Source organism: Oligoflexus sp., from assembly GCF_035712445.1.
In the GTDB taxonomy this organism is placed as follows: domain Bacteria; phylum Bdellovibrionota_B; class Oligoflexia; order Oligoflexales; family Oligoflexaceae; genus Oligoflexus.
The window spans coordinates 42,261-64,222 of sequence record NZ_DASTAT010000108.1; the positions used below are offsets into that span (position 1 = coordinate 42,261).

Below are 21,962 nucleotides of genomic sequence, written 5' to 3' on the forward strand. Positions count from 1 at the left end.
AGGGGCTGGCCTATGAAATCAAAGCTGCATCTTGCCGAGAGCTTCGTCATCAACCTTGACCTGAGCTTTGTCACGCAGGCTTTTCACAAGGTCGGTGCGGGCATTCATACGAATTTCCTGCTCGACGTCAGCTTTCTTGTCTTCGAATTTCACGCTGTCACCACCGCGAACGTCCACCACCTTGATGATGTGATAGCCGAACTGGGTTTTGATCAGCTGAGGATAAACGTTGCCTTTTTCCGTGCCGAACGCAGCTTTTTCAAACTCAGGAACCATGCGGCCCTGCTTGAACCAGTTGAGGTCGCCACCTTTGGATCCGTTTTTCTCGGTCGCGTATTTTTTCAGGTTGTCATCGAAGTTGTTCTTCGCTTTGACTTCCTTCAGAACTTTCTCAGCTGTGGCCTTGTCTTTCTCAGGGAAGAGAATGTGCTGAGCCTTGACTTCCTTCTCGGTGAACTTGGCTTTGTTCTTCTCGAAATATTCTTTCAGCTTGGCATCAGTGCTGTTGTCGGCGATGTATTTTTCCAGATAAAGCTTGGCGAGGATATCGCGCTTGGCGGTCTCGACCAGAGCCTTGAAGCGATCGCTGTCGTCGATGTCCTGGTTCTTGGCTTCCTGGGCAAGAAGGGTGCTTTCGATGATGTGATCGAGGAATTGTTTTCTGATTTCAGGGTTACCCTTGACCATATCGGCCTGAGGACCCAGCTGCGCAAGAGCCTCCTTGTATTGATCTTCGGACAGACCTTTGCCATTGATGGTGGCAACGTCTTTGGCCATACCGATCGAGGAGAAAGCCCAGGCGGCGAGGGTCAGCGTTTGCAAACTTTTTTTCATGCACATTCCTTTCCTATATTATCGAATGTCAGCCGAGAGTTCCTCTTTCAGCTGGGTTAGCAGGGCTTCCACTTCCTTTTCCACGTCTTTATCGGTCAACGTCTTGTCGTCAGCCTGGAAAACGAGACTGAAGGCCATGCTTTTCTTGCCAGCAGGGATATTGGTGCCCTGATACACATCAAACAGATGCTGTTCACGCAGATATTTGCGGCGCTTGAATCCTGCAAAACTTTTCATGAAAGCATCGTAAGTGACGGCTTCCGGAACCACCAGAGCCAAATCACGGGCAACCGCTGGGAATTTGGCAGAGCCTGACGCGTAGCTGCGTTTGACATGCCATTCTTCCAGCAGGACCTCAAGATCCACTTCAAAGACCACCGGCGTATGCTGGAAGTCGAGACCATAAGCTTTCGCCGTCCTGGGATGCAATTGGCCCAAATACCCAAAGAATTTGCCGCGTGGTGTCCAGATCGCAGCGGCCGCGCCCGGATGCAGCCAGGGAAAGTCCTCGGCCTGAATCGGTTCAAAACGCAGGGACTGGACCCCGAACGCCGACGTCCATTGCATTAAAATTTGTTTCCCGTGGAAAAAGTCGACCTTCTGTTCTGGCTGATTCCAGGTCTTTTCCGCATAAGGCTGATCCAAAATGGCTGCGACGCGGTTACGTTCGATCGGCCGTTCGTCGTCACGAGCCTTGGACGGAACATGACCACCCTGCTCCTGAACATGAGCCCAGGCGGCGGAGAACGTGCCATTGAATTTCTGCGGCTCATGGAAGGTGCGGGCCGCTTCGAAGAGCTTCACGCCCTGACGCCCGTGCCGGCGGTTTTCCAGAACGGACGCAATCAAACCGGGAAGCATGGTGGTCCGCAAAAGGCCTTGGGTTTCGACCAGAGGATTCGCCAGACGCACAGCCGCAGCCAGCGGATGACTGTCTTTCACGCCCATGTTTTCCAGGTCCCCACCATGCATGAAGGGGAAGGTGATCACTTCGCTCAGGCCTGTGGTGGCGAGCGAGATCTTATTCTGGTCCAGGAAGTCGATCAGAGGATGCTCAGGCAAATGACTGATCTGCATCTTCGGAAGCTTCAAAGGGATTTTGTCAAAGCCGTAGACGCGGGCGAATTCCTCGATCAGATCGATTTCACGCTCGATGTCGTGACGCCAGCTCGGAATGTTGAAGAGCAGACGTTCGTCCTTGTGATCGATGAGTTTGCAGCCAAGCGATTCCAGGATGCCGACGACAGTGTCCTTGTTTACAAGCGGCAAAGCGGTGATCTGCTTCAAGCGCGGCAGGCGCAGGGCCACAGTCCCTTGCTTCATCGTCTGCGGATAAACGTCCACGGCCTGGCCTGCGATCTCTGGCAGGGGAACGTCCACGCCCAGTTCGCGAAGTTCTTCGGCGCCCTGATAGATCACTTCCGCCACGCGGCGCGCGACCCAGGGAAGATTCTGAACATCAATACCACGCTCGAAACGATGCGAGGCCTCGGTGTGCAGCGCGTAACGTTTCGAAGTCTTGCGGACCAAAGTCGGATTGAAATGCGCGACCTCGATGATGATGTTCGCGGTGTCGGCTTTGACTTCTGAGTTCTCGCCGCCCATGACGCCGGCAAGGCCCACAGCCTTTTGCGCATCGGCTATCACGATATCCGTGGCAACAAGCGTCCGCTTTTGTCCATCGAGCGTGGTCAGCTCTTCGCCTTCCTTCGCCCGACGCACCTGAATGACTTTGCCCTGCAGATCGCGTTCATCGTAGGCATGAATGGGTTGACCCGATTCCAGCATCACATAGTTCGTTGCGTCGACGATCAGGTTGATCGGCCGCATGCCCGCATGCTGCACGCGTCTTTGCAGCCATTGAGGCGAGGGAACGGCTTTCACGCCGCGCACATAAAGAGCGCAGAAACGCTGGGATTCCCCATTGCTGCTCAGCTGGACGGTGACATGCGAGGAGCTTTGCAGAGATTCCTGCGAACGCTTCGCCACTGGAGCTGGAATTTTCAAAGGACGTTTGAGGCGCGCGGAAAGATCACGGGCCACACCGATGATGCCGAGGCAATCACTGCGGTTTGGCGTCAGACCGATTTCGATCACCGTATCATTCATCGCATAATAATCCTGGATCGGCGTGCCGAGGGCAGCCGAAGCCGGCAGCTCGATGATGCCATCATGCGACTCGGAAAGTTTCAGCTCCTGCTCACTGCAGAGCATGCCGAAGGAACTTTCCCCGCGGATTTTACTTTCCTTGATTTTGAAATCACCCGGAAGAACAGCGCCGATGCGGGCGACCACGACCTTGATGCCATCACGGGCATTGGGAGCGCCGCAGACGATTTTCAAAGGTTCGCCGGAACCCACCGACACCTGGCAAACACGAAGTTTGTCCGCATTCGGATGCTGCTCCGCTTTCAGAATTTGCCCGACCACGACATCGCCTTTGAGAGGTTCGATGCGTTCGATGCCTTCGACTTCAAGACCGAGCTGGGTCAGTTCGTGACCGAGTTGTTCAGGAGTCAGATCTTTGATATCAATATAATCATTCAGCCATTGCAATGAAATACGCATGTCTTGCGAGTCTCCGCTCAGGGATGGGTCGGGAATTGGCCAAGGAACTGCTGGTTGCCCTCGAAGAGCTGCCGGAGATCCGAGAGGCCGTAACGCAGCATGGCGATCCGATCGAGGCCAAAGCCGAAGGCGAAACCCGTATAGGCTTCGCTGTCGTAACCCACCGCTTCGAACACATTGGGATGGATCATGCCGAGGCCGCCGATTTCCAGCCAGCCGGTATTCTTACAGATCCGGCATCCCTTGCCACGGCAGCTCACGCACTGCAGATCGAACTCCGCGCCGGGTTCCACGAAGGGAAAAAAGCTTGGACGGAGACGCGTGGAAAGATCCTGGCCGAAGACGGCTTTCAGGAGCTGATCGATCACGCCCTTCATATCGCCCATGTCGATGTTCTCATCGACGATGAAACCTTCCACCTGATGGAACATCGGCGTGTGGGTGATGTCGCTGTCGCAGCGATAGGTGCGGCCCGGGGCCACGACGCGCAGAGGCGGCTTTTCATGCATCATCGCATGGATCTGGATATTCGATGTGTGCGTGCGCAGAATCGTTTTCGCGCGATCGCCGATAAAGAAGGTGTCCTGCATGTCGCGCGCAGGATGATCGTCCTTGAAGTTCAAAGCGCCGAAGTTATAAAAATCGAGATCGACTTCAGGACCGTCGTAAACGGTGAAGCCAAGACTCCGGAACGCATCGAGAATGATGCGGCGCATCAGGGTCACAGGATGCAAGGAACCTTTGTTCTGCATCGCCGCGACCGGCAGGCTGACGTCAAGACGCTGCGCGGCCAGGGATTGGTCGAGTGCGCCTTCTTCCGCGGAAGCCCGCAGGGTTTCGAGCTTGTCCTCGATGCCTTTGCGCAGTTCGTTGATGATTTTACCCGCGCCTGGTTTGTCTTCCTTGGACATTTCCTTCAGCGTTTCCATCAGGGCCGTCACCAGACCCTTGCGCCCCAGATACTTGACCTTCAGATCTTCCACCGCGCGGGAATTCAAAGAAGCGTCCTTCGTATCCTCGTGAAAGGCACTCTTGATTTCCTCGATGCGCTGTACGCATTCATTGAGCTTGGACATTTTTAACTTTCCAATAGTAAAACAGCGGGATATGGCCTTACCGGCCACGCCCCGCTGGATCTTGCGATAAGAGAGCGGCTGCTTTCACACGGCCTTAAGTGCTTCGCCCAATCGCTTCAAACCTTCAATCAACTGCTCATCGGCAACAGCATAACTGAGGCGCAGGAAACCAGGAGCACCAAAGGCCTCGCCCGGAACCATCGCGACATGATGGGCTTCCAGCAATTTCGCACTGAAAGCGAGGCTATTATCATTGGCATAGAGAGGGGATTTTGCAAGGACTTTTCTGATGTCGATAAAGATGTAAAACGCACCATTTGGCGGCATCATATCCACCCCTGGCATTTCGCGCAGAAGCCGGATCGCCATGTCCCGACGGGATTTCAGAAGACCCATTTTATCCTTGGTCGCATCTGCGCCCATGCTCAAAGCCTTGACTGCGGCTTCTTCAATAAAGGCGGGAAGACAGGTCGAGGACTGGGTTTGCAGCGTGCGCACCATGTCGGCGACCTTGTTCGGGCCGGCCATGTAACCGACTCGCCAACCGGTCATGGCGTAACCTTTGGAAAGGCCGTTGACCAGGATATAGCGGTCTTTCAGCTCGGGGCAGAGGGTGGCCATGGATACGGCTGGAAAATCGTAGGACATATACTCATAGATTTCGTCCGCGATGATCCACCAGGGTTTGTCGGCCAGGTACTTGCCGAGCTGGCGCAATTCGGCCTCGGGAATGGTATAGCCGGCCGGATTGTTGGGCGTCGTGATGATGATGGCCTTGGTGCGCGGCGTGACATAGCGTTCAATCATGTCAGGCGTCAAACGCGGCGCATTGTGATCTTTGGGATAGGGAATCACCACCGGCGTGCCGCCCGCAGCGATGACGTGTTCTGTGTAACTCACCCAGTAAGGTGCGGGAATCAGAACTTCGTCGCCTTCGTTGATCAGGGCCAGGGCCAGGTGGAAAAGAATTTCCTTGGCGCCGACACCGGCCACGATTTGGCCTGGCTGATAGCTCAGTTTGTTGTCTTTTTCGAGTTTCTGACAGATCGCCTTGCGCAGAGGCAGGCTGCCCCCCGCGGCACTATATTTGGTTTTGCCCTGATTCAGAGCCTCGATCGCCACGTCGACGATGGGCCTTGGCGTGGGAAAGTCCGGCTCACCCACTGAAAAGTTGATGACCTTATGACCTTGATCCGCCAGTTCCTTGGCTTTGGTGTTAAGGGCCACAGTTGGGGACGGTTGAAGCTGCGAGATTCGTTTTGAAAGGGACAATTCCATGGTGAAAACCCTGTGCGCGGAAAGGTTTTTGTTGCCCCTATTAAGCAGAGGTGCAGCGGGTCTTACAAGTGCTTTCCGGGGAGGACGTTTTGGCCAGCTCCGAAGCGGTGGCTCGCGTCTGAAATCTGAAGAGGGAAGAGGAGGAATGCGCCGGAATACGACGTATCTGATTTGCCAGGGAACCCACCACTCACTAGGTGGGTGCCTTACCACGCGCTTCAGGCTTCCTCAAATTGAAAGAGGCATGCTCACCACGAATGGACCCAGGCTCCCTGATTTAAAAGCATCGGTTCACCTGCATCAACCAGTACGATGCCGACACATTCCAAGCGAGTTTCTAACACAAGATGAGGGTCGGGAGTATAGTTTTTTTTTGAAGGAAAATTTTCGCGGCTCAGCAGGCCCGATATGTCCTCTGGAAATTTAGGAATTTCTTAGAACATTGAAAAGTGAGACCGCTCATGTTCAAATACTTCTTTACAAATCAATCGCGATTTTTCTCGAAACAGGACTGCCTGCATAAAAGAATGGAGCTGCGCGCATGCAAACCCAGGTCGATCTTTTTAATCCCCGAGCCTTGCAGATGTCAGTCCTGGTTACGCCCGATATGGCGAATTTTTCGGGCCATATGCACGGTGGAGATCTGCTGAAATATCTTGACAAAGTCGCCTATACCTGTGCCATGCGCTATGCCGCAAGCTATGTCGTCACGCTTTCGGTCGATAAGGTTTTATTTAAACAGCCGATTTACATTGGTGAGCTTTTGACGTTTCTGGCCCTTGTGAATTATACGGGCAAGACTTCGATGGAGATTGGAATCAAGGTGATTGCGGAAGATTTGGTGAAGAAAAGCCAGAGGCACACCAACTCTTCGTATTTCACCATGGTCGCCCTGGATGAACAGGGTCATCCGAAGCCGATTCCACCTTTTGTTCCTGGGACGCCGGAAGAGGCGGCGCGATTTGAGCGGGCGAAACAGCGGAAAGAAGCCAGTCTGAAAGAAAGCCGCGATTAAAAAAGAAAGGCCAGCATGCGCTCAAGGATTCTGGTGGGGTGTCTGATTTTTGGGATGTTTTCGCAAGAGGTCAGGGCCTACGAATGGGGCCTGGGAGCTGGACAGATTCAAGGCTGTCTGGCCCGTGCGGTGGATGAGGAGGCGCTGTGCTCAAGGGGACCGGCGGTGTCCGTGAGCTTCGGCCTGAACCTTTGGGGAAAGGGCTATCAACCCGATAGCCATGAGGCCGATGCTTTGCGCAGTGGGCCGAGCCTTTCCCATCTCGATGGCAACAGCTTCGGCAGTTTCTACACCAGCGCTGATCGTTGGGAAGAGGTCGTGCTCGTTGTTGTGGTTGGCCTTTTGCTGACGAGCGTGGTCTACGCCTTCATGTATCCTTTCTCATCGCGGGTGGATGTCGGAGTGGTCGGCCGCAGCGGTTGGCAGGAGCAATCCGGTGATGAGCTGGAGCTTTGGAGAAACGAAGCCGGCCTTTATATGCGGGCTTATCTTTCGCAGCACTTTCCTATGTATATTTACGGCAGCGGGCTCTTTTCCTACCAGAGCGTGACGCTGGGATCAGAAAAGGAAAGCCATCAGGTCTTCGTCAAAGGCCTCGGCCTTGGCTTCATGAGCCCAACGGCAGGCGGGTTTTATGCGCAAGGCATATGGGAGCGCAGCAGTTTTATAGATTCGAACCCGAAGGAAGTTTTGAAAGACTCGGGTGAGGTGAAGCTCTTTAAGAATTCTGTCGCCGAGATTCTGGATGGGGCTTACTTTGAACTCGGCTATATTTGGTACCTCTAATGACGCATCTATGGCATCATGGCGGACTTGCCGTGCTTGGGTAAGCGTCTTCCAATTGTGTTCGGGATTGACTCACGCTAGATTGGGGACCGCCTGATCGGGGGCTTTTGAACCTTTTTACGTGTGAGTCAGACATGACCGAGGCCTCGCAATCCATTGCCATCTATGTCGTGGCCACTCCGATTGGCAATCTCGACGATATTTCGCAGAGAGCCATGAAGATCCTTAAGAATGTGGACCTGATCGCCGCCGAAGACACCCGGCGGGCGCGACAGCTTTTACAGCAGATCGGCCGTGAGAAGGTCGAGCTGATTAGTTATTACGATCATGTGGAGCAGGAGAAAGCGCCTGTGATCCTGGATCGCCTGCAGAAAGAAAATCTCTCGCTGGCTCTGGTGTCGGATGCCGGGACGCCCTGCGTCTCGGACCCCGGATATCGGCTGATCCGCGAAGCGAAAAAGCGCGGGATTCCCGTGCATCCTATTCCAGGGCCCAGTGCTCTGACGGCTCTTGTTTCTGCGTCCGGTCTTCCGAGCGATCGTCTGCTCTTCGTCGGTTTTCTGCCGACCAAGAAAGCGGCCTTGGTGCGGGAAGTCGCGAGCTGGCGGATGATGCGGGCGTCGATTGTGTTCTATGAAGCGCCGCGGCGCCTGGATCAGGTTTTCAAGGTGATCGAGGAGCTTTATCCCAATGCCGAGCTGGTGGTCGGACGTGAACTGACCAAGCTGCACGAGGAAATTATCATGACCGATATTCAGGGGGCGCGGTCCTGGTGTCATGATCATGATTTTCTGAAGGGGGAAGCCACCGTGATGGTTTCGCTCGGCAAGGATAGTGAAACACCGGAAACTCAAGCGGCCGAAGCGGCGAGCGAAATCGCGTCGGAAGCGATGCAGCTCTTCCGCACAGGCGCGACGCTGAAGGATCTGCTTCAAAAATTCAAGGATCGGGGTCTGAGCCGCTCCGACCTTTACCAACTTTTGCTGGAAGCCAAGGAGGCAAGCGATGACGATACGTGATGGACAACCGAGTCCCGAGCAGGCCCGGAAAATGGCCCGGATTTTTGTGATTGCCACCCTTGTCGGTGGGCTTATGGTGTTTTTGAATGTGGCCATGCGGAGCTATAATATTCGGATGCAGCAGGCGGAGTTGAAGAAGCAGCAGGGTTCTGGAGAGATGACGACTCCGGCTTCGCCAACGGCCGTCCCCCAGGAGCAGGGGACTTCGGCGTCACCGGCGCCTGCCTCGCCATCGACTGTCCCCCAGGAAAAGGGGTCTTCGGCGTCACCGACGCCTTGAACGGAGGTCGATATCCCTTGGCATCCGGCAAGGGACGTCACCCAAGTTTACTATGACCTAAGTCGAATGCTGTTTCCGGCTTTGAAAAGAGCTGAACAGCATTTATTTTTTTCTTCCATCATTTCACGGGCCGTCGCCTCGGACTTAAGACCTGGTATCAGAAAATCATCAATCATTTCCATGCGCATGCCTTAAATCCTATGCAGTCTTCGCCGCCGCGCACCGAACAGGAAAGCAATCCGCTGGTGTGAATGACGAAACTTCTGACAGGAAGGTTTTTCATGGAAAAATTCAGGGCACGCAGTCTTTTGGAAGATGTTTACTTTTATAAAAAAGATCGAGAGCTGATCGAAAGGCTCAAGCAGCTGGTCATAGAGGAAGACGCGCTGCTCGCAAAAAGCCGGCATCATGCCCTGGAGGAAGAGCCGATTCTGAATCGAATCGAGACTTTGAAAAACTCAGCTTGAGTGTTTCACTTTGGGAGTGCCTGGCATGATTCAAAGCATTGCTTGCGGCTATTGGCAGCCGATTCTTTTACTTTTGGTATGGCTCTTCGGTTCGGCATGTTCTGACAAATCCAAATTCAAGAGTCATGTCGCAGAGGAGGCGACAGCCCCCGCTTTGCCAATGCCTCAGCCTCCCCCTGCTGCTGATTCAGGAGATTCGGGGAAAGAAAAGCCGCTGACGCTTCAGGATACGTTCAAAGTCTCGCTTAAGGTCGATATCGTTTTCGCTGTGGACACAAGCCCCACTATGGATGGCGAAATCGAAGCGACCAAGATGAATCTCGGGCGTCTGATTGCGGCCCTTAATGCCGGCAAGCTGGATCACAGGATTCACCTGCTCATGGATTCGGTTTTCCCATTGCCTGCCGGAGCCGATCCCAGGAAAATCGCGTTCGTTGCGCAAAGAGTCTATTCCAACGATGCCATATCCCGTTTGAATGCGCTGTTTGATGGACTCTTCGTGGCATCCTACGTCAATGATCAAAATATGCCTCTCGCAGCCCCTATCCCCTTCCGCGCCGATGCAAAGCCGGAAATCGTGGTCATCACCGATGACAATGGTCAGGGGATGGGAAATCTCGCGACGGACTTCAACACGAAATCACTTCTGAAAAACTACAGCTTCAATTCCATCGTGGGTCTTCCCAACTCCACTGTCAACGATAACTGCCGCCTGGCTTCAGTGGGCACAGAGTACATGGCGCTGAGCCAGAAGACAGGGGGATCCGTCCTGGATCTTTGCAGCACCGATTGGTCCAAGCTGATCACGCGGCTGTCGGATGACATCGTGAAGCGAAGCGTAAGTTTTGTCCTGAGTCAAACCGCCAGGAGCGTGCAGGATATTAAGCCGACGCTCGATGGGAAGCTCTTGGCACCCAATGAATTTTCTTACGATGCGGCCTCAAAGACCCTGACCTTGACGGCTGTGAATTTGATCAAGGATGGCTCGAACCTTACGGTGAGCTATGTCGTGAAATGAACCCTGAGCCCAAGTATCCGCCGCTCATTCCATAACCCTTGCTGGACTTTTGTCCCATTCAGCACTCCGGCTTAACCTGCAACGCCGGAGTGCTTTTTTATTTTCGGGATTTCAATGTGAATTCCTGCGGGGTGGAGTATTCCGGACAGCAAGGGGACGTCCGGAATACCGAGATGCGAGCCTTGCGACGGACGGGTTGGTGGGCTGCTTCCTCCTTCAGTTCATGGTAAAATCAAAGGACTGGGGCACCAGTCATCCCCCATATTCACCGTATCGGGATGAAAGCCATGCTTCTGCATGGGACAAAGGTCTTAATGGGTCATAAGCACTAGCGTTTGAGGGATTGTCAGGCACCATGAGCGATAAATTTGCAAGAAAGCAAAAATGGGCTTTGATCGAACTCTCGATCCTTTTCCTCATCCTATTGATCGGAGATCTTTGGCTTGACCTGGCCAATGGCATCACCCATTCGCATCTGGTCATTGAAGTGTTTGCAGGACTGACAGGTGGTGCCATCACGATTACCATATGGCGACGGCGCGTCGCTCCTTTGGTCGAGGAGCTTATTTCTTCGGAAAGGGGTCGGCAACACCTGGAGTCCCGTCTTGATGTCTGGAGCACGACGCTTGCCAATTACTGCCGCGATGTCCAAAAAACTATCGATATGCAGTTCGAACTCTGGAAGCTTACGCCGGCCGAAAAGGAAACGGCCTTCCTTCTGCTCAAGGGACTGAGTATCAAGGATATTGCGAGTGTCCGTAATGTTTCCGAGAAAACCGTTCGCCAGCAGAGCCAGGGAATCTATAGGAAATCAGGGCTTAAAGGCCGCGCGGAACTGTCGGCCTTCTTTCTGGAAGATATATTGAGCGGTGTGCCCGCGGCCAGCTGATCTGCCGTTTTTGGACTTGCCTCGACTCAGGATTATCCCTAGTATGGAAGACTGATAGGGAGTAGTTAATCGGGCCTGCCGATTGTGACGCCGACATACTGGAGCCATAGCTTCCGGCGTTACAGCAGAACTTTTTCAGTATCTGTCAACGAGACTGTCACAGCACATCGTGCCGTGGGTCTCGTTTTGTTTTTTTTGACCCACGGCTTATCACTAAGCATGGGAGTTTTTTTTCGATGGAAGCATTGTTTCAATCCTTCGGCCTCGTCGTCGCCTCCGAAATGGGTGACAAGACACAACTTCTGGCCCTCGTCCTCGCGCTGCGTTTCAAAAAACCCGTCATCGTCATGCTCGGAATCCTGGTGGCGACTCTTTTGAACCATGGACTGGCCACGGCCCTGGGAGGCTGGATCGGAAGTCAGATCTCGGAACGAACTCTGCACATTTCGTTGGCTGTCATATTTTTTGCCTTTGCCCTTTGGATCCTGGTTCCTGATAAATTGGATGATGATGATTCCGCGAAAACCGATCACGCGGCGAATGCTTTCTTCACCACCGTCGTTCTCTTTTTTCTGGCGGAAATGGGCGATAAAACTCAGCTGGCAACCTTGGCCCTGGGCGCTAAGTTTCAGATGCCGATCGCGGTCACCATCGGAACCACTATGGGTATGCTGGTGGCGGATGGACTGGCTGTTGTGTTTGGTGAGCGGCTGATCAAGGTGATTCCGATGAAGGCGATTCGCATCATCTCGTCGCTGCTTTTTGCAGCGTTTGGTGGCCTGATCCTCTGGCAGATGGGGAATTGATTTTCACTTCGCCGACGCGCGCTTGATCATGCGACGTTCGCTGTGAAACTGTTGGCGCAAATCTTCGGTTTCACGTCGATCCGCATCGGGTCCATAGAGGACATCCTGATATTTCCTGGACAGCCCCTCGATGCTTGCTGCTCTTTCAGGATAGTTCTGCGCGACCCTCGCAAGAAAATCCCGCATACCCTCATGGCTTTCCCGTTTGATCCCATGTTTTTCCAGATCACGGAGAAAAGCTTCCATCGCGGATTGCCAGATCGGGCGATTCAGGCGCTTTTTCTGCATGCGATAGATTTGAATCGGCAGGATCACCGTCATGATCGCAATCAGTATCATCCAAAGATATTCAAACTCCTGTGTCCACTCGCGGAGTTTTATGACGGCAAGGCGCAGACCGTAGGCGAACCATGCGGACGGCAGGGCGGTAACCCACACGCGATCTTCCGGTGGGACCTCGGAACGCGCCACGAGAGTCGGATCCACACGACGCCAGCGGCCGTCCCAGAAGACTTCCACCCAGGCATGCGCATCGCTGTCACGAACGAGAAGGAAATCACTGGCGCCGATGAAGACGCCGCCTTCATAACCTGTGACGACCCGGGCCGGTGTGCCGGCGAGCTGAAGCAGAGTTGCAAAAGAGGCCGCGAAGTGTTCACAGAAACCGCGGCGCTTCACAAAAAGAAAGTCATCCAGAGCATCCTCGCGATTCAAGGTCCCCGGCTTCAGGGTGTAGGTGAAGTCGCGCATCCTGTGTAAAAGGAAACGAACCTGCTCTTCGGCTTTCTTCGCTTTCAATTCGGTAACCAGATCCCGGGTTCGCGGGGAAATCTGGATTCGAAGGTCCTCCTGAACGGGAGGCTGTTCCACAAAGAAGCGATCCATCGGCGCGGCGCTGGCTTCGATCAACTCGTTCTGGGTTTGATAGATACGAAGATCAGGATGCCACCAGATCTTCGTGGCCTGGGTTCCTGCGCCGTGAACAGCAATCGTATGCTCCAAAAGCGGAAGACCCAAACCAAGGCGAACCTCAGGAATCATTTCATAAGTTAAAGGGCCAGCCGTGGCCCGCGGCGTATAATCCTGCATCTCGATCTTGCGTTTTTTCCGCCAGATCATGCCGAAGGATTCTTCGAGCACATTGCTGCGCCAGTAAAGTGGCTGTTCTCCCGGTTTTTCCTGCAGAAAACGCACGCGAAAAGCCACGCGATCCGAAAGGGCGAGGTTCGCAATACGACCGGGCTCCAGAATATCGGAGAGACCCGTGACAGCGTAGTCGGATGTCTGCGGGCGGATTTCCGGGAAGAAAAAATACACAGGTAAAAGCACAGCCGATACCGGCAGGGATATTTTCAGAATGTTCCGACCCAGAGGCCAAAGGGACAATAGAGCGGAAGGCGGCAGATGATGCAGGAGCAACGAGAAAAAGATGAGGACGGTCATGAAAAAGTACACGAAAAGAGGCAAAGGCGCCGACCGCATCACCAGAAGGGAAATCAGCATTCCATAGAACGCGCCATGCACCAACATCACCTGACGCAGGTGCGGTCGATCCATGATGAAAAGCATGGCGGCGATGCAGACGATCGACATCATGGATTCACGGCTGAAAATAGGAGCGCTGTCGAGAAAGACAAAGGCCAGGAGCAAGGATCCCAGCACGCTCAAAAGAATGCGCGAGGGCTGGCCCGTTCCCGAACGGATGATCCACCACTTCCAAAGGCCGAGTGTCGTCGCCGCGATGACAAGCCATAGGGGAAGCCCCTGCATCAGAAGAATGATGAGAAAGGCAAAGACGATCAGCGCGAAATTCTGCACGCCCATCATGCCGGCTCCTCGAAGCTGGCCAGACGAAAAAGCGCCGCCCGCAGCTGTTCTCGGCCGGATCCTTCTGGAAGGGTGAATTGAGGCAATTCCAGGGAAAACGGTCGATTCTGGGAGGCGCAGGCAAAGACCCAGACCGCAAGCTGCCGTAAACGCGCTTCGGTGTCGGTCGCGAGCACATCCTGATAGCGTAAATGAAGCGCTCCATCACCACGGCTGCCAAACTCCTTCAAAAGCAGCGGCTGACCGCGCGCATAGGCTTTCCAATCCACCTGTTTCAAAGACGCGCCGGGTTGATAAAGGCGATGGCCGACAAAATCCTCGCCGGTCAGATAGCGAAAACGTTCGCCTTCATCCGCCGCAGGCAAAGGCTGCTGACCCTCAGGCTTCGGGTAAACGATCAGTTTTGCATCCGTGAAAATCCATTTCCACGCGGAAAAAAGCCCGTAATAGCCGCGACTCTGAACCTTGATGCGCTGCAGGGGATAGACGCCGCGTGACTGGCATTGAATATCCAGAGGCACAGTCATGCTCGTCTTGAGTTCCTGAACAAAGGGCATATTGAGAAGCTTGAGTGTTTTCAGGGTAACCAGCGAAATGTTATAACGCGCCGGCAGCTGCCCATTCCGCAGAACGACCAGCACGCGGGCCGTTCCTCCCTCTTCACCCGGCTCGCTTTGAATGATGTCAGCGGTGACGCTATCCATGTTGCTGTTGGTCTGGATCATGGCCACCATACCCAGGACGATCAGGGTCAAACCCACAGTGTGATAAGGCCCGGAGTTGCGAAAAAAACCGAGGGCGAAGACATCGACGATGAGGGTGAAAAAAGCGAAGCCATAAACGGTCGGCAGTATGCCCGGCCGATCCGTGGGAATAAAAACCTTTTTCATGGTCGTACCGGAACCTGATGCAGCAATTCACGCGCGCGTTCATTGCCGATCTCAGGCCTGAGTTCATCCCCGCTGACAAGGCGATGGCTCATCACGGCGATCGCGACGGCCTGCACGTCTTCGGGGATCACATACTTGCGGTTATCGAGCCAGGCATAGGCCTGGGCCGCGTGCAAAAGGGCAAGGGACGCGCGCGGGGAAATTCCATGCGGCAGACGCCGGGATTCCTGGGCGATATCCACGATGTAATGAGCGATGCCGGGGGCCACATGCAGACGGCGGATTTCATCCTGCCGAGCCATGATTTCACCCGGATCCCAGATCGGCTGCAGATCCGCCAGGGCTTTGGACGATCCTTCATTCAAAAGGATACTGATTTCCGCGTCGCGACCGGGATAGCCTAGAGCCATTTTCATCATGAAGCGATCGAGCTGCGATTCCGGCAAAGGAAAGGTTCCTATGCTCCGGCGTGGATTTTGAGTCGCGATGAAAAAGAAGGGGCGTTCCAGCGCATAGGTCTTGCCATCGGCTGTCACGGCCTGCTCCTCCATGGCCTGCAGAAAGGCGCTCTGGGTCTTGGGCGAGGCGCGATTCAATTCATCTCCGAGGACGAGCTGGCTGAAGATGGGGCCCTTTTGAAAGATGAAACTCTGCTTATCCCGATCGAAAATGGAGACCCCGATGATATCCGCGGGCAGCAGATCCGAGGTGAACTGAATGCGACTGAAATCCAGATTGAGCAGCCGGGCCAGAGTCTTCGCAAACGTGGTCTTGCCCATGCCGGGTTCATCTTCCAAAAGAAGATGGCCGCCTGCCAGAAGACAGCTCATGGCCAGCTTGAAGGACTCCGCTTTGCCGATGACGACTTTTTCCGCCTGCTCAAGAAATTTTTGCAGCATGTACGGGCTTCCTTTGCGGCAGCGTTTCCAGTTCCGCCATGGCATGGAACGCGGCGATCTTATAGCCTTCCGCCAGCGTTGGGAAGTTGAAGATGGTCGAATGCGCAAACTGATGAATGGTCATGCCGGCGATCATCGCCACCTGCCCGATGTGAATCAGGTTCGCAGCATCGGCGCCGACGATGTGAACACCGATGATCTTGTGCGTATTCTGGCAGACGATGATTTTCATCAGGCCATAACTGTCGCCGCGAATATAACCACGGGCGATCTGATCATAGCGGGCTCGACCTACGACGTAGGGCTCTTTGGTCTTGATGAGGTCCTCTTCCGTCAGACCCACGGAGGACATTTCGGGTATGGTATAAACGCCGATAGGAAAAAATTCCGGGAAGACCACATCCGTGATGCCAAAGGCATGGGCCGCTGCAAGACGACCCTGTTCGGCCGAAGTGCTGGCCAGGGCTGGGGGGCCGATGACATCCCCGACGGCGTAGATAGTGCGGACACTGGTTTGAAAATATTTATTCACGTTAATCGCTTTACGATCGTTGACTTCAATACCGACGCGTTCGAGGCCCAAATGATCGCTGCAGGATTCACGGCCTGCTGCGAAGAAGAATATATCAGTTTCGAGAATGAGATCATTATAAGTTGTCCGTACGGATGGGCCGTCGACTTCCATTTTCTGCATCTGGCGGCCCAGCTCAAATTTGACACCCAGTCCTTCCATCGACTGCTTCAGCTCTTCGGCGATTTCCTGATCCATGAATTGCATGATGCGGGTGCGGGCATCAATGATGGTGGTTTGCACGCCCAGCGCGGAAAATATACAGGCGTATTCACAGCCGACCACGCCGGCGCCGAAGACGGTGATGGATTTCGGCAAGGATTCAAGGCGCAGGATGTCATCGGAATCCACCACGCGCCAGCCGTCAAAGGGCATATCCGGGGGACGGCGCGGACGTGAGCCGGTCGCGATCACCACGATTTCGGTGTGAAGGACATAGCTCTCGCCATTCAAGGGATTGATGCGGACGATGTTGGTATCTTCCAGAAAAGCCGTGCCGTGAATCAGATCGACCTTGTGCTGAGCCAGCGAGGCCCGCACGATTTTTTCTTCGTCCATGGAAGCCGTACGCGCCCTTTCAGTCAGGCGATTGGTGGAAAGCGTATTGACGAGTCGTTCGACCCAGTGAGCCCCGACGTGGGAATGCACACTGCGAATGGCAGCCATCACTTCGCGCAGAGTCTTGGATGGAATGGTGCCGGTATGCAGCCATGTTCCGCCGAGACGCTCGGGATGCTTTTCGATGACTGCGACGCGCTTGTTCAAACGCGCAGCCTGGATCGCGGCCTGAATCCCGGCCGGTCCGCTTCCGATCACGACCATATCATAAGCTGCTGAACCCACAGGTCACTCCCTGAATGCTGACACCACGGTAAGAGGATCGGTTCTCCGCGAGACTTCTTTAGGTCGGGCCCGGCTGGCACTGGGCTTTGGCTGTTTGGGATTGTCGGGACCAGGTCAATCCGTTTATCATCAAATACTGGTAATTTTGGGAGTCGGCATGAACGCTTCGCTCGTGATCATGGAATTTCTACCCCTGATCGTCTACATCGGAGTCGATGCCTGGAAGGGCTTCCGTGCCGGAATCATAGCCGCGATGATCTGCACCCTCGTGATGCTGGGCTATGACTTCGTCCTGTTCAAAGAACTCGATAAGTTCATCCTCGGTGAAGGGATCATGATCCTGGTGCTGGGGGCCATCAGCCTCAAGATGAATAACGATCGCTACTTTAAATTTCAACCGACGGTCCTGGCCCTCGTTTTCGCTGGAGTCTTCGCCTGGTTTCAGTTTTTTGACCAACCCCTCATGCTGCATTTCGTGCCGCATATGGAAAAACTTTTTCAGTCCCAGCCGACCGAACTCCGAGCCCTGGATAGCACTCAGCTTGCCAGCGCCGAGGCGTCGCCCATGCTCGAAATGCTCCACTCCGAGCATTTCAGAAAAATTCTGAGCCGCCTGTCGGGACACATGATCTGGCTTTTCATCGCTCATGGCCTGATCATGACCTATGCAGCCATTCGACTGAAAACGGCCGGCTGGTTCGCCTGGCGACTGGCCATCTATCCCGCGCTTTTCATCCTGGTCGTGATCAATCAACTTTTCGCGTGAATTCCATAAAACACCAAACGGACCTGTCACCTTTCGCCTGCATGAGTTGTGTGCTGCGAAACGATAGGAATATAATGAAAGCTGAAGGGATCTTACCCGCATCAGAAATCCATTCAGCACAATCTGAACCGATTTCCTCATTCAGGATGGGCCATGTTTGAAATCAATCCCCGATTGAAGCAGCCGAGTCCCACGAGCGAAGGCGACGTCAGCCAGTTCGTGGCCACACATTACACCAACTGGAAGGCTGGCCTTTCGTTCGATGCCCCCCTGCCTCTTTCACGACAGATGCCCGCGATCGTTGCCGTGGGAGGCGGCAAAGGTGGTGTGGGTAAGAGTATAGTGAGCGCCAACCTCGCGGCGACCCTGGCCCAGTTCGGCTACCGCGTGCTGGTCGTCGACCTTGACCTTGGCTGTTCCAACCTACACAGTCATTTCGGGGTGTCGATGCCCAAGCGCAGCCTCGTCGACTTCCTGATCACGAAAAACGCAGCCTTCCGCGATGTGATCCTGCCGGCTCCTGTGCAGGGGGTGGCCTTTGTCGCGGGTGGACGGGAAGAGGCCTGGGCGGAATATCTGGATCAGCCGACCGAATACCTGCTTCCGCTTTGGCAGGCACTGCTGGCCAGCCGTCAGCAGTTCAAAGTGGACATTATCGTCCTGGATTTGGGGGCAGGCACCCATCGCCACACGATGGATTTTTTCTCGGCCGCCCACCTTGGACTCGTGACGGTGCTGCCCGAGCCCACGTCGATCGAAAATGCTTATGTATTTTTTAAGATGACCCTTTGGAAGTTGATAGACAACCTTGGCTATCGGCAGAAGCAGGTCGAGGTCGCCCAGGATATCAAAGCGGCCCTGTCGTCCATGGCCGGCAGTACCTTGACCAGCGGCTACGCGAGCTGTCTGAAGGAACTGCAACGGTCCTATCCGCAATTTATTCAGGATCTGCAGAAGGTCATCCAAGCGCGCTGTCTCGGGATCGTCGTCAATCAAACCCGCGACCAGGGTGATATTGATCTGGGCTCTTCCATGGAGCATATCTGTCAAAAGTACTTTGGATTGCCCACGCGCTACCTCGGCTATCTCAACTACGATGAAGCCGTGCTGAAGTCTTTGAAAAATCGTCGTTTGCTTGTTTCCGATTTTCCTCATAGTATGATTGCTAAACGCCTCTCAGTCGCAGCGGCTCAATCCCTGAAAATTTTAGGAATGCAACGGAGAAATTGATGAACGAACAGCTTGGGTCGGAATTCAAACCATCGAAGCTGCAGAGCCAAGGCAAGTCCGGGCTCGGACCGTCGTACTATGAAGTTTTGGATGTCGCGCCTAACTCCAGTCGACTGCAGATTCGCGAAGCCTATATAAGGCTGCGGAGTACATATTCCTCGGGCAGCCATGCGCTTTATTCTTTGGTGTCGGATGAAGAGGCGCGTGACGCCCTCGATAAGATCGAAGAGGCCTATCGCGTGCTCGATGATGAAACGCAGCGCAAGGACTACGATGTCTCGATCGGCCTTGTGAAAGAACCCCCCCAGCGGTCCCATGGTGCAGAATTTTTCGGCGACAATGCTGATGGAACCCCCTCACGTCTGGGTGGCATCCGTGCGCCGGATAGTATGAAAGACAGCTTCAGAGGCGACCTGGGTGGTGATTCGGAGAACTGGCAGGACGAACCTGCGCGGACCGCTCCGCGGCGCCCCGTAACGTTTGGCAAGATCAAGAAAGCCGCGACGCGGGCCACTGACCCCGATGTTTTAGCCTCCATGCAGGCCATCATCGCGAAGCCCCAATCCTTTGATGGCAAGGGTTTGGTGCAACTCCGCGAGATCGTAGGCATCGACCAGGCCGAGATTCAGGAGCGAACCAAAATTTCGATCGAATACATTAAGGCCATGGAAAATAACGACTTTCAAAAGTTGCCTTCTCTCGTGTATGTTAGGGGCTTTCTGAAGATCTACCTGCAGTACTTGGGGCTTCCCGAGGCCGGCACGCTGATCGAGGCCTACACGGAGAAATACAACCATTGGCGCGAGACAACCCGACCCAATTCATACTGACCGCAGAAGGTGCCGCTGGCAGCCGGCTTGATGCTTATTTGGCTCAGGCCCTGCCGCGATTCAGTCGTTCGGCGCTGCACCGGCTGATCAAAGCCGGTGATGTGCGCGTGAACGGTGCTCCCGCCAAAGCCAGCTATAGGGTGGAAGACGGCGACAAGCTGGAACTTCTGAACCTGCCCCCGGAAATGGAAAAAGCGGAAGACCTTGTTCCGACTCCCATGCCCCTCAGCATCCTTTACGAAGACGCTGCACTCATCGTCATCAACAAGCCGGCTGGACTCATCGTGCACCCAGGTGCGGGAACACGCGGCAAGCCCACGCTCGTTGCGGCTGTGCTGGCCCATCTTGGTTTGCAAAGGGCCGAGGACCTGCCGGGTGAAGTGGATCGCCCCGGTGTCGTTCACCGCCTGGATAAGGACACGTCCGGCGTCATCGTGCTCGCAAAAACCGCGTCGGCGCATCGGCATCTGGCCGCTCAATTCAAGAACAAGACCAACCTTCGTGAGTACGTGACCCTTTTGAATGGGGCCATGGATCAGGAAGAGATTGAGATTGAAAGCTACCTTTACCGCGACCCCCGCAATCGCACCCGCTTTGCTTCGATGAGCATGGAAGATTATCTCCTGAAGCAGAACGAAGGTATGGAGCTGGAGTCGTATCGTTACGCGAAAACCAATTTCTCGGCGCGCAAAGTCTATGGCCGCAAGCTGACCCTGGCTCTGGTGCGACTCACGACGGGTCGTACGCACCAGATTCGGGTGCACGCCAAGGCCCTCGGCTGGCCTGTGGTCGGAGATGCGGTGTACGGTCCGGAAGTGGTGCGGCTGCCCCCAACCTTTCCCGAGCCCATCCGTCAGGCTGTGGAAGATGTCTCCCGTCAGCTTTTGCATGCCAGGAGGCTTGGTTTCGAGCATCCGGAAACCGGGCAGAAAATGGCTTTTGAAGCTCCTATACCTCAGGATTTCCGCGCTGTGTTAGAATTATTGGAAAAGCATAGGGATCAGTGACTTCATTTCTGAAGTCGGACAATCTCCGCCAAGGACGGGACTTTATGTATCGCCGAATTCTGAGTCTTGCATTGAGCCTCTGTGGTCTGGGATTCATAGCGAACCAGGGCCGGGCTGACGAAGCCCACGTTTCCGCGGAAAGCATTCGAGTCAAAGCCCAACGGGAGATGGTGTTCCTGTTGGTCGACAAAGCGAAGCTGACCGCCGATCTGATGACCATGCCCGAAGACAATCAGCAGCCGGAGCATCTTATTTCCTTCAAGATTGCCATTGGCAAGGAAGAGGGAGATAAGCAAAAGGTCGGTGACAATCGCACGCCCGAGGGCATCTACTTCAGCCAGCGCATTCTGAACGGACGCAAGCTGGGTCGCAAGTATGGTCCTTTTGCGATTCCCATAGATTTCCCCAACCCCCTGGATCGTTTCCTCGGCAAAACCGGTTACGGCATTTGGCTGCACGGTGTGGAAGCGGACCATCGCATCGATGCGGCCAAGGTCACCGAAGGCTGCGTGGCCTTTTACAATGCCGATATACAATCCCTGACCCAATGGCTGGTACCGGATCAATCCGTGGTCGTCATTGCCAAGGATGGATCACAGGTGAATCGCCCTGAAAACGTCGCAAAAGTGCGACAGCTGACCCAGGAATGGATTGATTCCTGGGCGAAGCGTGACATCGACCATTACATCAGCCTCTATCACGATAGCTTCAAGATGGATGGCAAGAACAAGCAAGCCTATTACGAATACAAAAAGCGGGTCTTCGGTTCGTATAAGAACATGGACCTTGCAATGAACAACATTCGCGTCTTCACCCACGATCGCTATGCGGTGGCGGTGATGAACCAGGACTTCAATGGTGATAATCGTTACCGCAGCTACGGCCGTAAAATTCTTTATTGGCAGCTGACGGGTGATGATGAGTGGAAACTCTTCCACGAGGAATTCGATGAGAAGCCGCTGCAGTTCGTGAACCTGTCCCGCGAGAAGATTGCGCAAATCATCAAGTCTTCGCCCAGCACCAAGGCCCTTCAAGAGAACGTGGAATCGCGGCTCTAAGCTGC

The 21,962-nt window shown here is 54.4% G+C and carries 21 protein-coding genes and 1 other RNA gene; 13 read left to right on the forward strand and 9 right to left on the reverse strand.

Going from position 1 to position 21,962, the window contains the following annotated elements:
• Window positions 1-18 precede the first annotated feature (18 nt).
• The 5 genes from VFO10_RS23545 to ssrS all read right to left on the reverse strand — a co-directional run bounded on the left by VFO10_RS23545 (window position 19) and on the right by ssrS (window position 6,092).
• Window positions 19-834 carry a peptidylprolyl isomerase gene (locus VFO10_RS23545; RefSeq protein ID WP_325144442.1) on the reverse strand — a complete coding sequence of 272 codons (816 nt, stop codon included), beginning with the start codon at window positions 832-834 and terminating at the stop codon, window positions 19-21.
• A gap of 18 nt (window positions 835-852) precedes the next feature.
• Complete coding sequence (gene pheT, locus VFO10_RS23550; protein WP_325144443.1) at window positions 853-3,402, reverse strand: phenylalanine--tRNA ligase subunit beta; 2,550 nt, start codon at window positions 3,400-3,402, stop codon at window positions 853-855.
• Window positions 3,403-3,419: 17 nt separating this feature from the next.
• Window positions 3,420-4,478, reverse strand: coding sequence for a phenylalanine--tRNA ligase subunit alpha (pheS, locus tag VFO10_RS23555; protein WP_325144444.1), 1,059 nt, complete (start codon window positions 4,476-4,478; stop codon window positions 3,420-3,422).
• A gap of 84 nt (window positions 4,479-4,562) precedes the next feature.
• Window positions 4,563-5,756: a pyridoxal phosphate-dependent aminotransferase gene (locus VFO10_RS23560; RefSeq protein WP_325144445.1), complete on the reverse strand. Its 1,194-nt coding sequence runs from the start codon at window positions 5,754-5,756 to the stop codon at window positions 4,563-4,565.
• Between the two features lie 143 nt (window positions 5,757-5,899).
• Window positions 5,900-6,092: non-coding RNA, 6S RNA (gene ssrS, locus VFO10_RS23565), on the reverse strand.
• Window positions 6,093-6,297: 205 nt separating this feature from the next.
• Between ssrS and VFO10_RS23570 the strand changes: the two genes are divergently transcribed.
• From VFO10_RS23570 to VFO10_RS23605, 8 genes are all read left to right on the forward strand, one after another.
• Window positions 6,298-6,771, forward strand: a complete 474-nt coding sequence (locus VFO10_RS23570) for an acyl-CoA thioesterase (RefSeq protein ID WP_325144446.1) — start codon at window positions 6,298-6,300, stop codon at window positions 6,769-6,771.
• Between the two features lie 15 nt (window positions 6,772-6,786).
• Window positions 6,787-7,557 carry a hypothetical protein gene (locus VFO10_RS23575; RefSeq protein ID WP_325144447.1) on the forward strand — a complete coding sequence of 257 codons (771 nt, stop codon included), beginning with the start codon at window positions 6,787-6,789 and terminating at the stop codon, window positions 7,555-7,557.
• Between the two features lie 134 nt (window positions 7,558-7,691).
• Window positions 7,692-8,576: a 16S rRNA (cytidine(1402)-2'-O)-methyltransferase gene (gene rsmI, locus VFO10_RS23580; RefSeq protein WP_325144448.1), complete on the forward strand. Its 885-nt coding sequence runs from the start codon at window positions 7,692-7,694 to the stop codon at window positions 8,574-8,576.
• Complete coding sequence (locus tag VFO10_RS23585; protein WP_325144449.1) at window positions 8,563-8,856, forward strand: hypothetical protein; 294 nt, start codon at window positions 8,563-8,565, stop codon at window positions 8,854-8,856. Before rsmI ends, VFO10_RS23585 begins: the two co-directional genes overlap by 14 nt.
• Window positions 8,857-9,137: 281 nt before the next feature.
• Window positions 9,138-9,323, forward strand: a complete 186-nt coding sequence (locus VFO10_RS23590; protein ID WP_325144450.1) for a hypothetical protein — start codon at window positions 9,138-9,140, stop codon at window positions 9,321-9,323.
• Window positions 9,324-9,348: 25 nt separating this feature from the next.
• Window positions 9,349-10,341 carry a hypothetical protein gene (locus tag VFO10_RS23595; protein ID WP_325144451.1) on the forward strand — a complete coding sequence of 331 codons (993 nt, stop codon included), beginning with the start codon at window positions 9,349-9,351 and terminating at the stop codon, window positions 10,339-10,341.
• Between the two features lie 355 nt (window positions 10,342-10,696).
• The gene (locus VFO10_RS23600; protein ID WP_325144452.1) at window positions 10,697-11,230 is read left to right on the forward strand and encodes a helix-turn-helix transcriptional regulator; all 534 of its coding nucleotides are present in this window, start codon (window positions 10,697-10,699) and stop codon (window positions 11,228-11,230) included.
• 236 nt (window positions 11,231-11,466) lie between these two features.
• Window positions 11,467-12,036, forward strand: a complete 570-nt coding sequence (locus VFO10_RS23605) for a TMEM165/GDT1 family protein (protein ID WP_325144453.1) — start codon at window positions 11,467-11,469, stop codon at window positions 12,034-12,036.
• Between the two features lie 3 nt (window positions 12,037-12,039).
• On the opposite strand, the gene VFO10_RS23610 is transcribed toward VFO10_RS23605, so the two are convergent.
• The 4 genes from VFO10_RS23610 to sthA are packed head-to-tail and all read right to left on the reverse strand — an operon-like array spanning window position 12,040 to window position 17,066.
• Window positions 12,040-13,863, reverse strand: a complete 1,824-nt coding sequence (locus VFO10_RS23610) for a DUF3488 and transglutaminase-like domain-containing protein (protein ID WP_325144454.1) — start codon at window positions 13,861-13,863, stop codon at window positions 12,040-12,042.
• Window positions 13,860-14,753 carry a DUF58 domain-containing protein gene (locus VFO10_RS23615; protein WP_325144455.1) on the reverse strand — a complete coding sequence of 298 codons (894 nt, stop codon included), beginning with the start codon at window positions 14,751-14,753 and terminating at the stop codon, window positions 13,860-13,862. The genes VFO10_RS23610 and VFO10_RS23615 overlap by 4 nt, the downstream gene beginning before the upstream one ends.
• On the reverse strand, window positions 14,750-15,652 hold the full coding sequence (locus VFO10_RS23620; RefSeq protein WP_325144456.1) for a MoxR family ATPase: 903 nt from the start codon (window positions 15,650-15,652) through the stop codon (window positions 14,750-14,752). The genes VFO10_RS23615 and VFO10_RS23620 overlap by 4 nt, the downstream gene beginning before the upstream one ends.
• Window positions 15,633-17,066, reverse strand: a complete 1,434-nt coding sequence (gene sthA / locus VFO10_RS23625; protein ID WP_325144457.1) for a Si-specific NAD(P)(+) transhydrogenase — start codon at window positions 17,064-17,066, stop codon at window positions 15,633-15,635. The genes VFO10_RS23620 and sthA overlap by 20 nt, the downstream gene beginning before the upstream one ends.
• Before the next feature lie 157 nt (window positions 17,067-17,223).
• Here sthA and VFO10_RS23630 point away from each other — a divergent pair, with 157 nt between their 5' ends.
• The 5 genes from VFO10_RS23630 (at window position 17,224) to VFO10_RS23650 (ending at window position 21,957) form a co-directional block, all read left to right on the forward strand.
• Window positions 17,224-17,832, forward strand: a complete 609-nt coding sequence (locus tag VFO10_RS23630; protein ID WP_325144458.1) for a septation protein IspZ — start codon at window positions 17,224-17,226, stop codon at window positions 17,830-17,832.
• A gap of 153 nt (window positions 17,833-17,985) precedes the next feature.
• Window positions 17,986-19,062 (forward strand): MinD/ParA family ATP-binding protein, encoded by a 1,077-nt coding sequence (locus tag VFO10_RS23635; protein ID WP_325144459.1) that lies wholly within the window; start codon window positions 17,986-17,988, stop codon window positions 19,060-19,062.
• The gene (locus VFO10_RS23640; RefSeq protein ID WP_325144460.1) at window positions 19,062-19,892 is read left to right on the forward strand and encodes a helix-turn-helix domain-containing protein; all 831 of its coding nucleotides are present in this window, start codon (window positions 19,062-19,064) and stop codon (window positions 19,890-19,892) included. The genes VFO10_RS23635 and VFO10_RS23640 overlap by 1 nt, the downstream gene beginning before the upstream one ends.
• Window positions 19,859-20,899 (forward strand): RluA family pseudouridine synthase, encoded by a 1,041-nt coding sequence (locus tag VFO10_RS23645; RefSeq protein ID WP_325144461.1) that lies wholly within the window; start codon window positions 19,859-19,861, stop codon window positions 20,897-20,899. Before VFO10_RS23640 ends, VFO10_RS23645 begins: the two co-directional genes overlap by 34 nt.
• A 44-nt stretch (window positions 20,900-20,943) precedes the next feature.
• Window positions 20,944-21,957 (forward strand): L,D-transpeptidase family protein, encoded by a 1,014-nt coding sequence (locus VFO10_RS23650; RefSeq protein WP_325144462.1) that lies wholly within the window; start codon window positions 20,944-20,946, stop codon window positions 21,955-21,957.
• The last annotated feature ends 5 nt before the right edge of the window (window positions 21,958-21,962 follow it).

Coding starts and splice junctions, on each gene's coding strand:
- VFO10_RS23545 (WP_325144442.1), bottom strand. CDS start 834: ATGAAAAAAAGTTTGCAAACGCTGACCCTCGCCGCCTGGGCTTTCTCC.
- pheT (WP_325144443.1), bottom strand. CDS start 3,402: ATGCGTATTTCATTGCAATGGCTGAATGATTATATTGATATCAAAGAT.
- pheS (WP_325144444.1), bottom strand. CDS start 4,478: ATGTCCAAGCTCAATGAATGCGTACAGCGCATCGAGGAAATCAAGAGT.
- VFO10_RS23560 (WP_325144445.1), bottom strand. CDS start 5,756: ATGGAATTGTCCCTTTCAAAACGAATCTCGCAGCTTCAACCGTCCCCA.
- VFO10_RS23570 (WP_325144446.1), top strand. CDS start 6,298: ATGCAAACCCAGGTCGATCTTTTTAATCCCCGAGCCTTGCAGATGTCA.
- VFO10_RS23575 (WP_325144447.1), top strand. CDS start 6,787: ATGCGCTCAAGGATTCTGGTGGGGTGTCTGATTTTTGGGATGTTTTCG.
- rsmI (WP_325144448.1), top strand. CDS start 7,692: ATGACCGAGGCCTCGCAATCCATTGCCATCTATGTCGTGGCCACTCCG.
- VFO10_RS23585 (WP_325144449.1), top strand. CDS start 8,563: ATGACGATACGTGATGGACAACCGAGTCCCGAGCAGGCCCGGAAAATG.
- VFO10_RS23590 (WP_325144450.1), top strand. CDS start 9,138: ATGGAAAAATTCAGGGCACGCAGTCTTTTGGAAGATGTTTACTTTTAT.
- VFO10_RS23595 (WP_325144451.1), top strand. CDS start 9,349: ATGATTCAAAGCATTGCTTGCGGCTATTGGCAGCCGATTCTTTTACTT.
- VFO10_RS23600 (WP_325144452.1), top strand. CDS start 10,697: ATGAGCGATAAATTTGCAAGAAAGCAAAAATGGGCTTTGATCGAACTC.
- VFO10_RS23605 (WP_325144453.1), top strand. CDS start 11,467: ATGGAAGCATTGTTTCAATCCTTCGGCCTCGTCGTCGCCTCCGAAATG.
- VFO10_RS23610 (WP_325144454.1), bottom strand. CDS start 13,863: ATGATGGGCGTGCAGAATTTCGCGCTGATCGTCTTTGCCTTTCTCATC.
- VFO10_RS23615 (WP_325144455.1), bottom strand. CDS start 14,753: ATGAAAAAGGTTTTTATTCCCACGGATCGGCCGGGCATACTGCCGACC.
- VFO10_RS23620 (WP_325144456.1), bottom strand. CDS start 15,652: ATGCTGCAAAAATTTCTTGAGCAGGCGGAAAAAGTCGTCATCGGCAAA.
- VFO10_RS23630 (WP_325144458.1), top strand. CDS start 17,224: ATGAACGCTTCGCTCGTGATCATGGAATTTCTACCCCTGATCGTCTAC.
- VFO10_RS23635 (WP_325144459.1), top strand. CDS start 17,986: ATGTTTGAAATCAATCCCCGATTGAAGCAGCCGAGTCCCACGAGCGAA.
- VFO10_RS23640 (WP_325144460.1), top strand. CDS start 19,062: ATGAACGAACAGCTTGGGTCGGAATTCAAACCATCGAAGCTGCAGAGC.
- VFO10_RS23650 (WP_325144462.1), top strand. CDS start 20,944: ATGTATCGCCGAATTCTGAGTCTTGCATTGAGCCTCTGTGGTCTGGGA.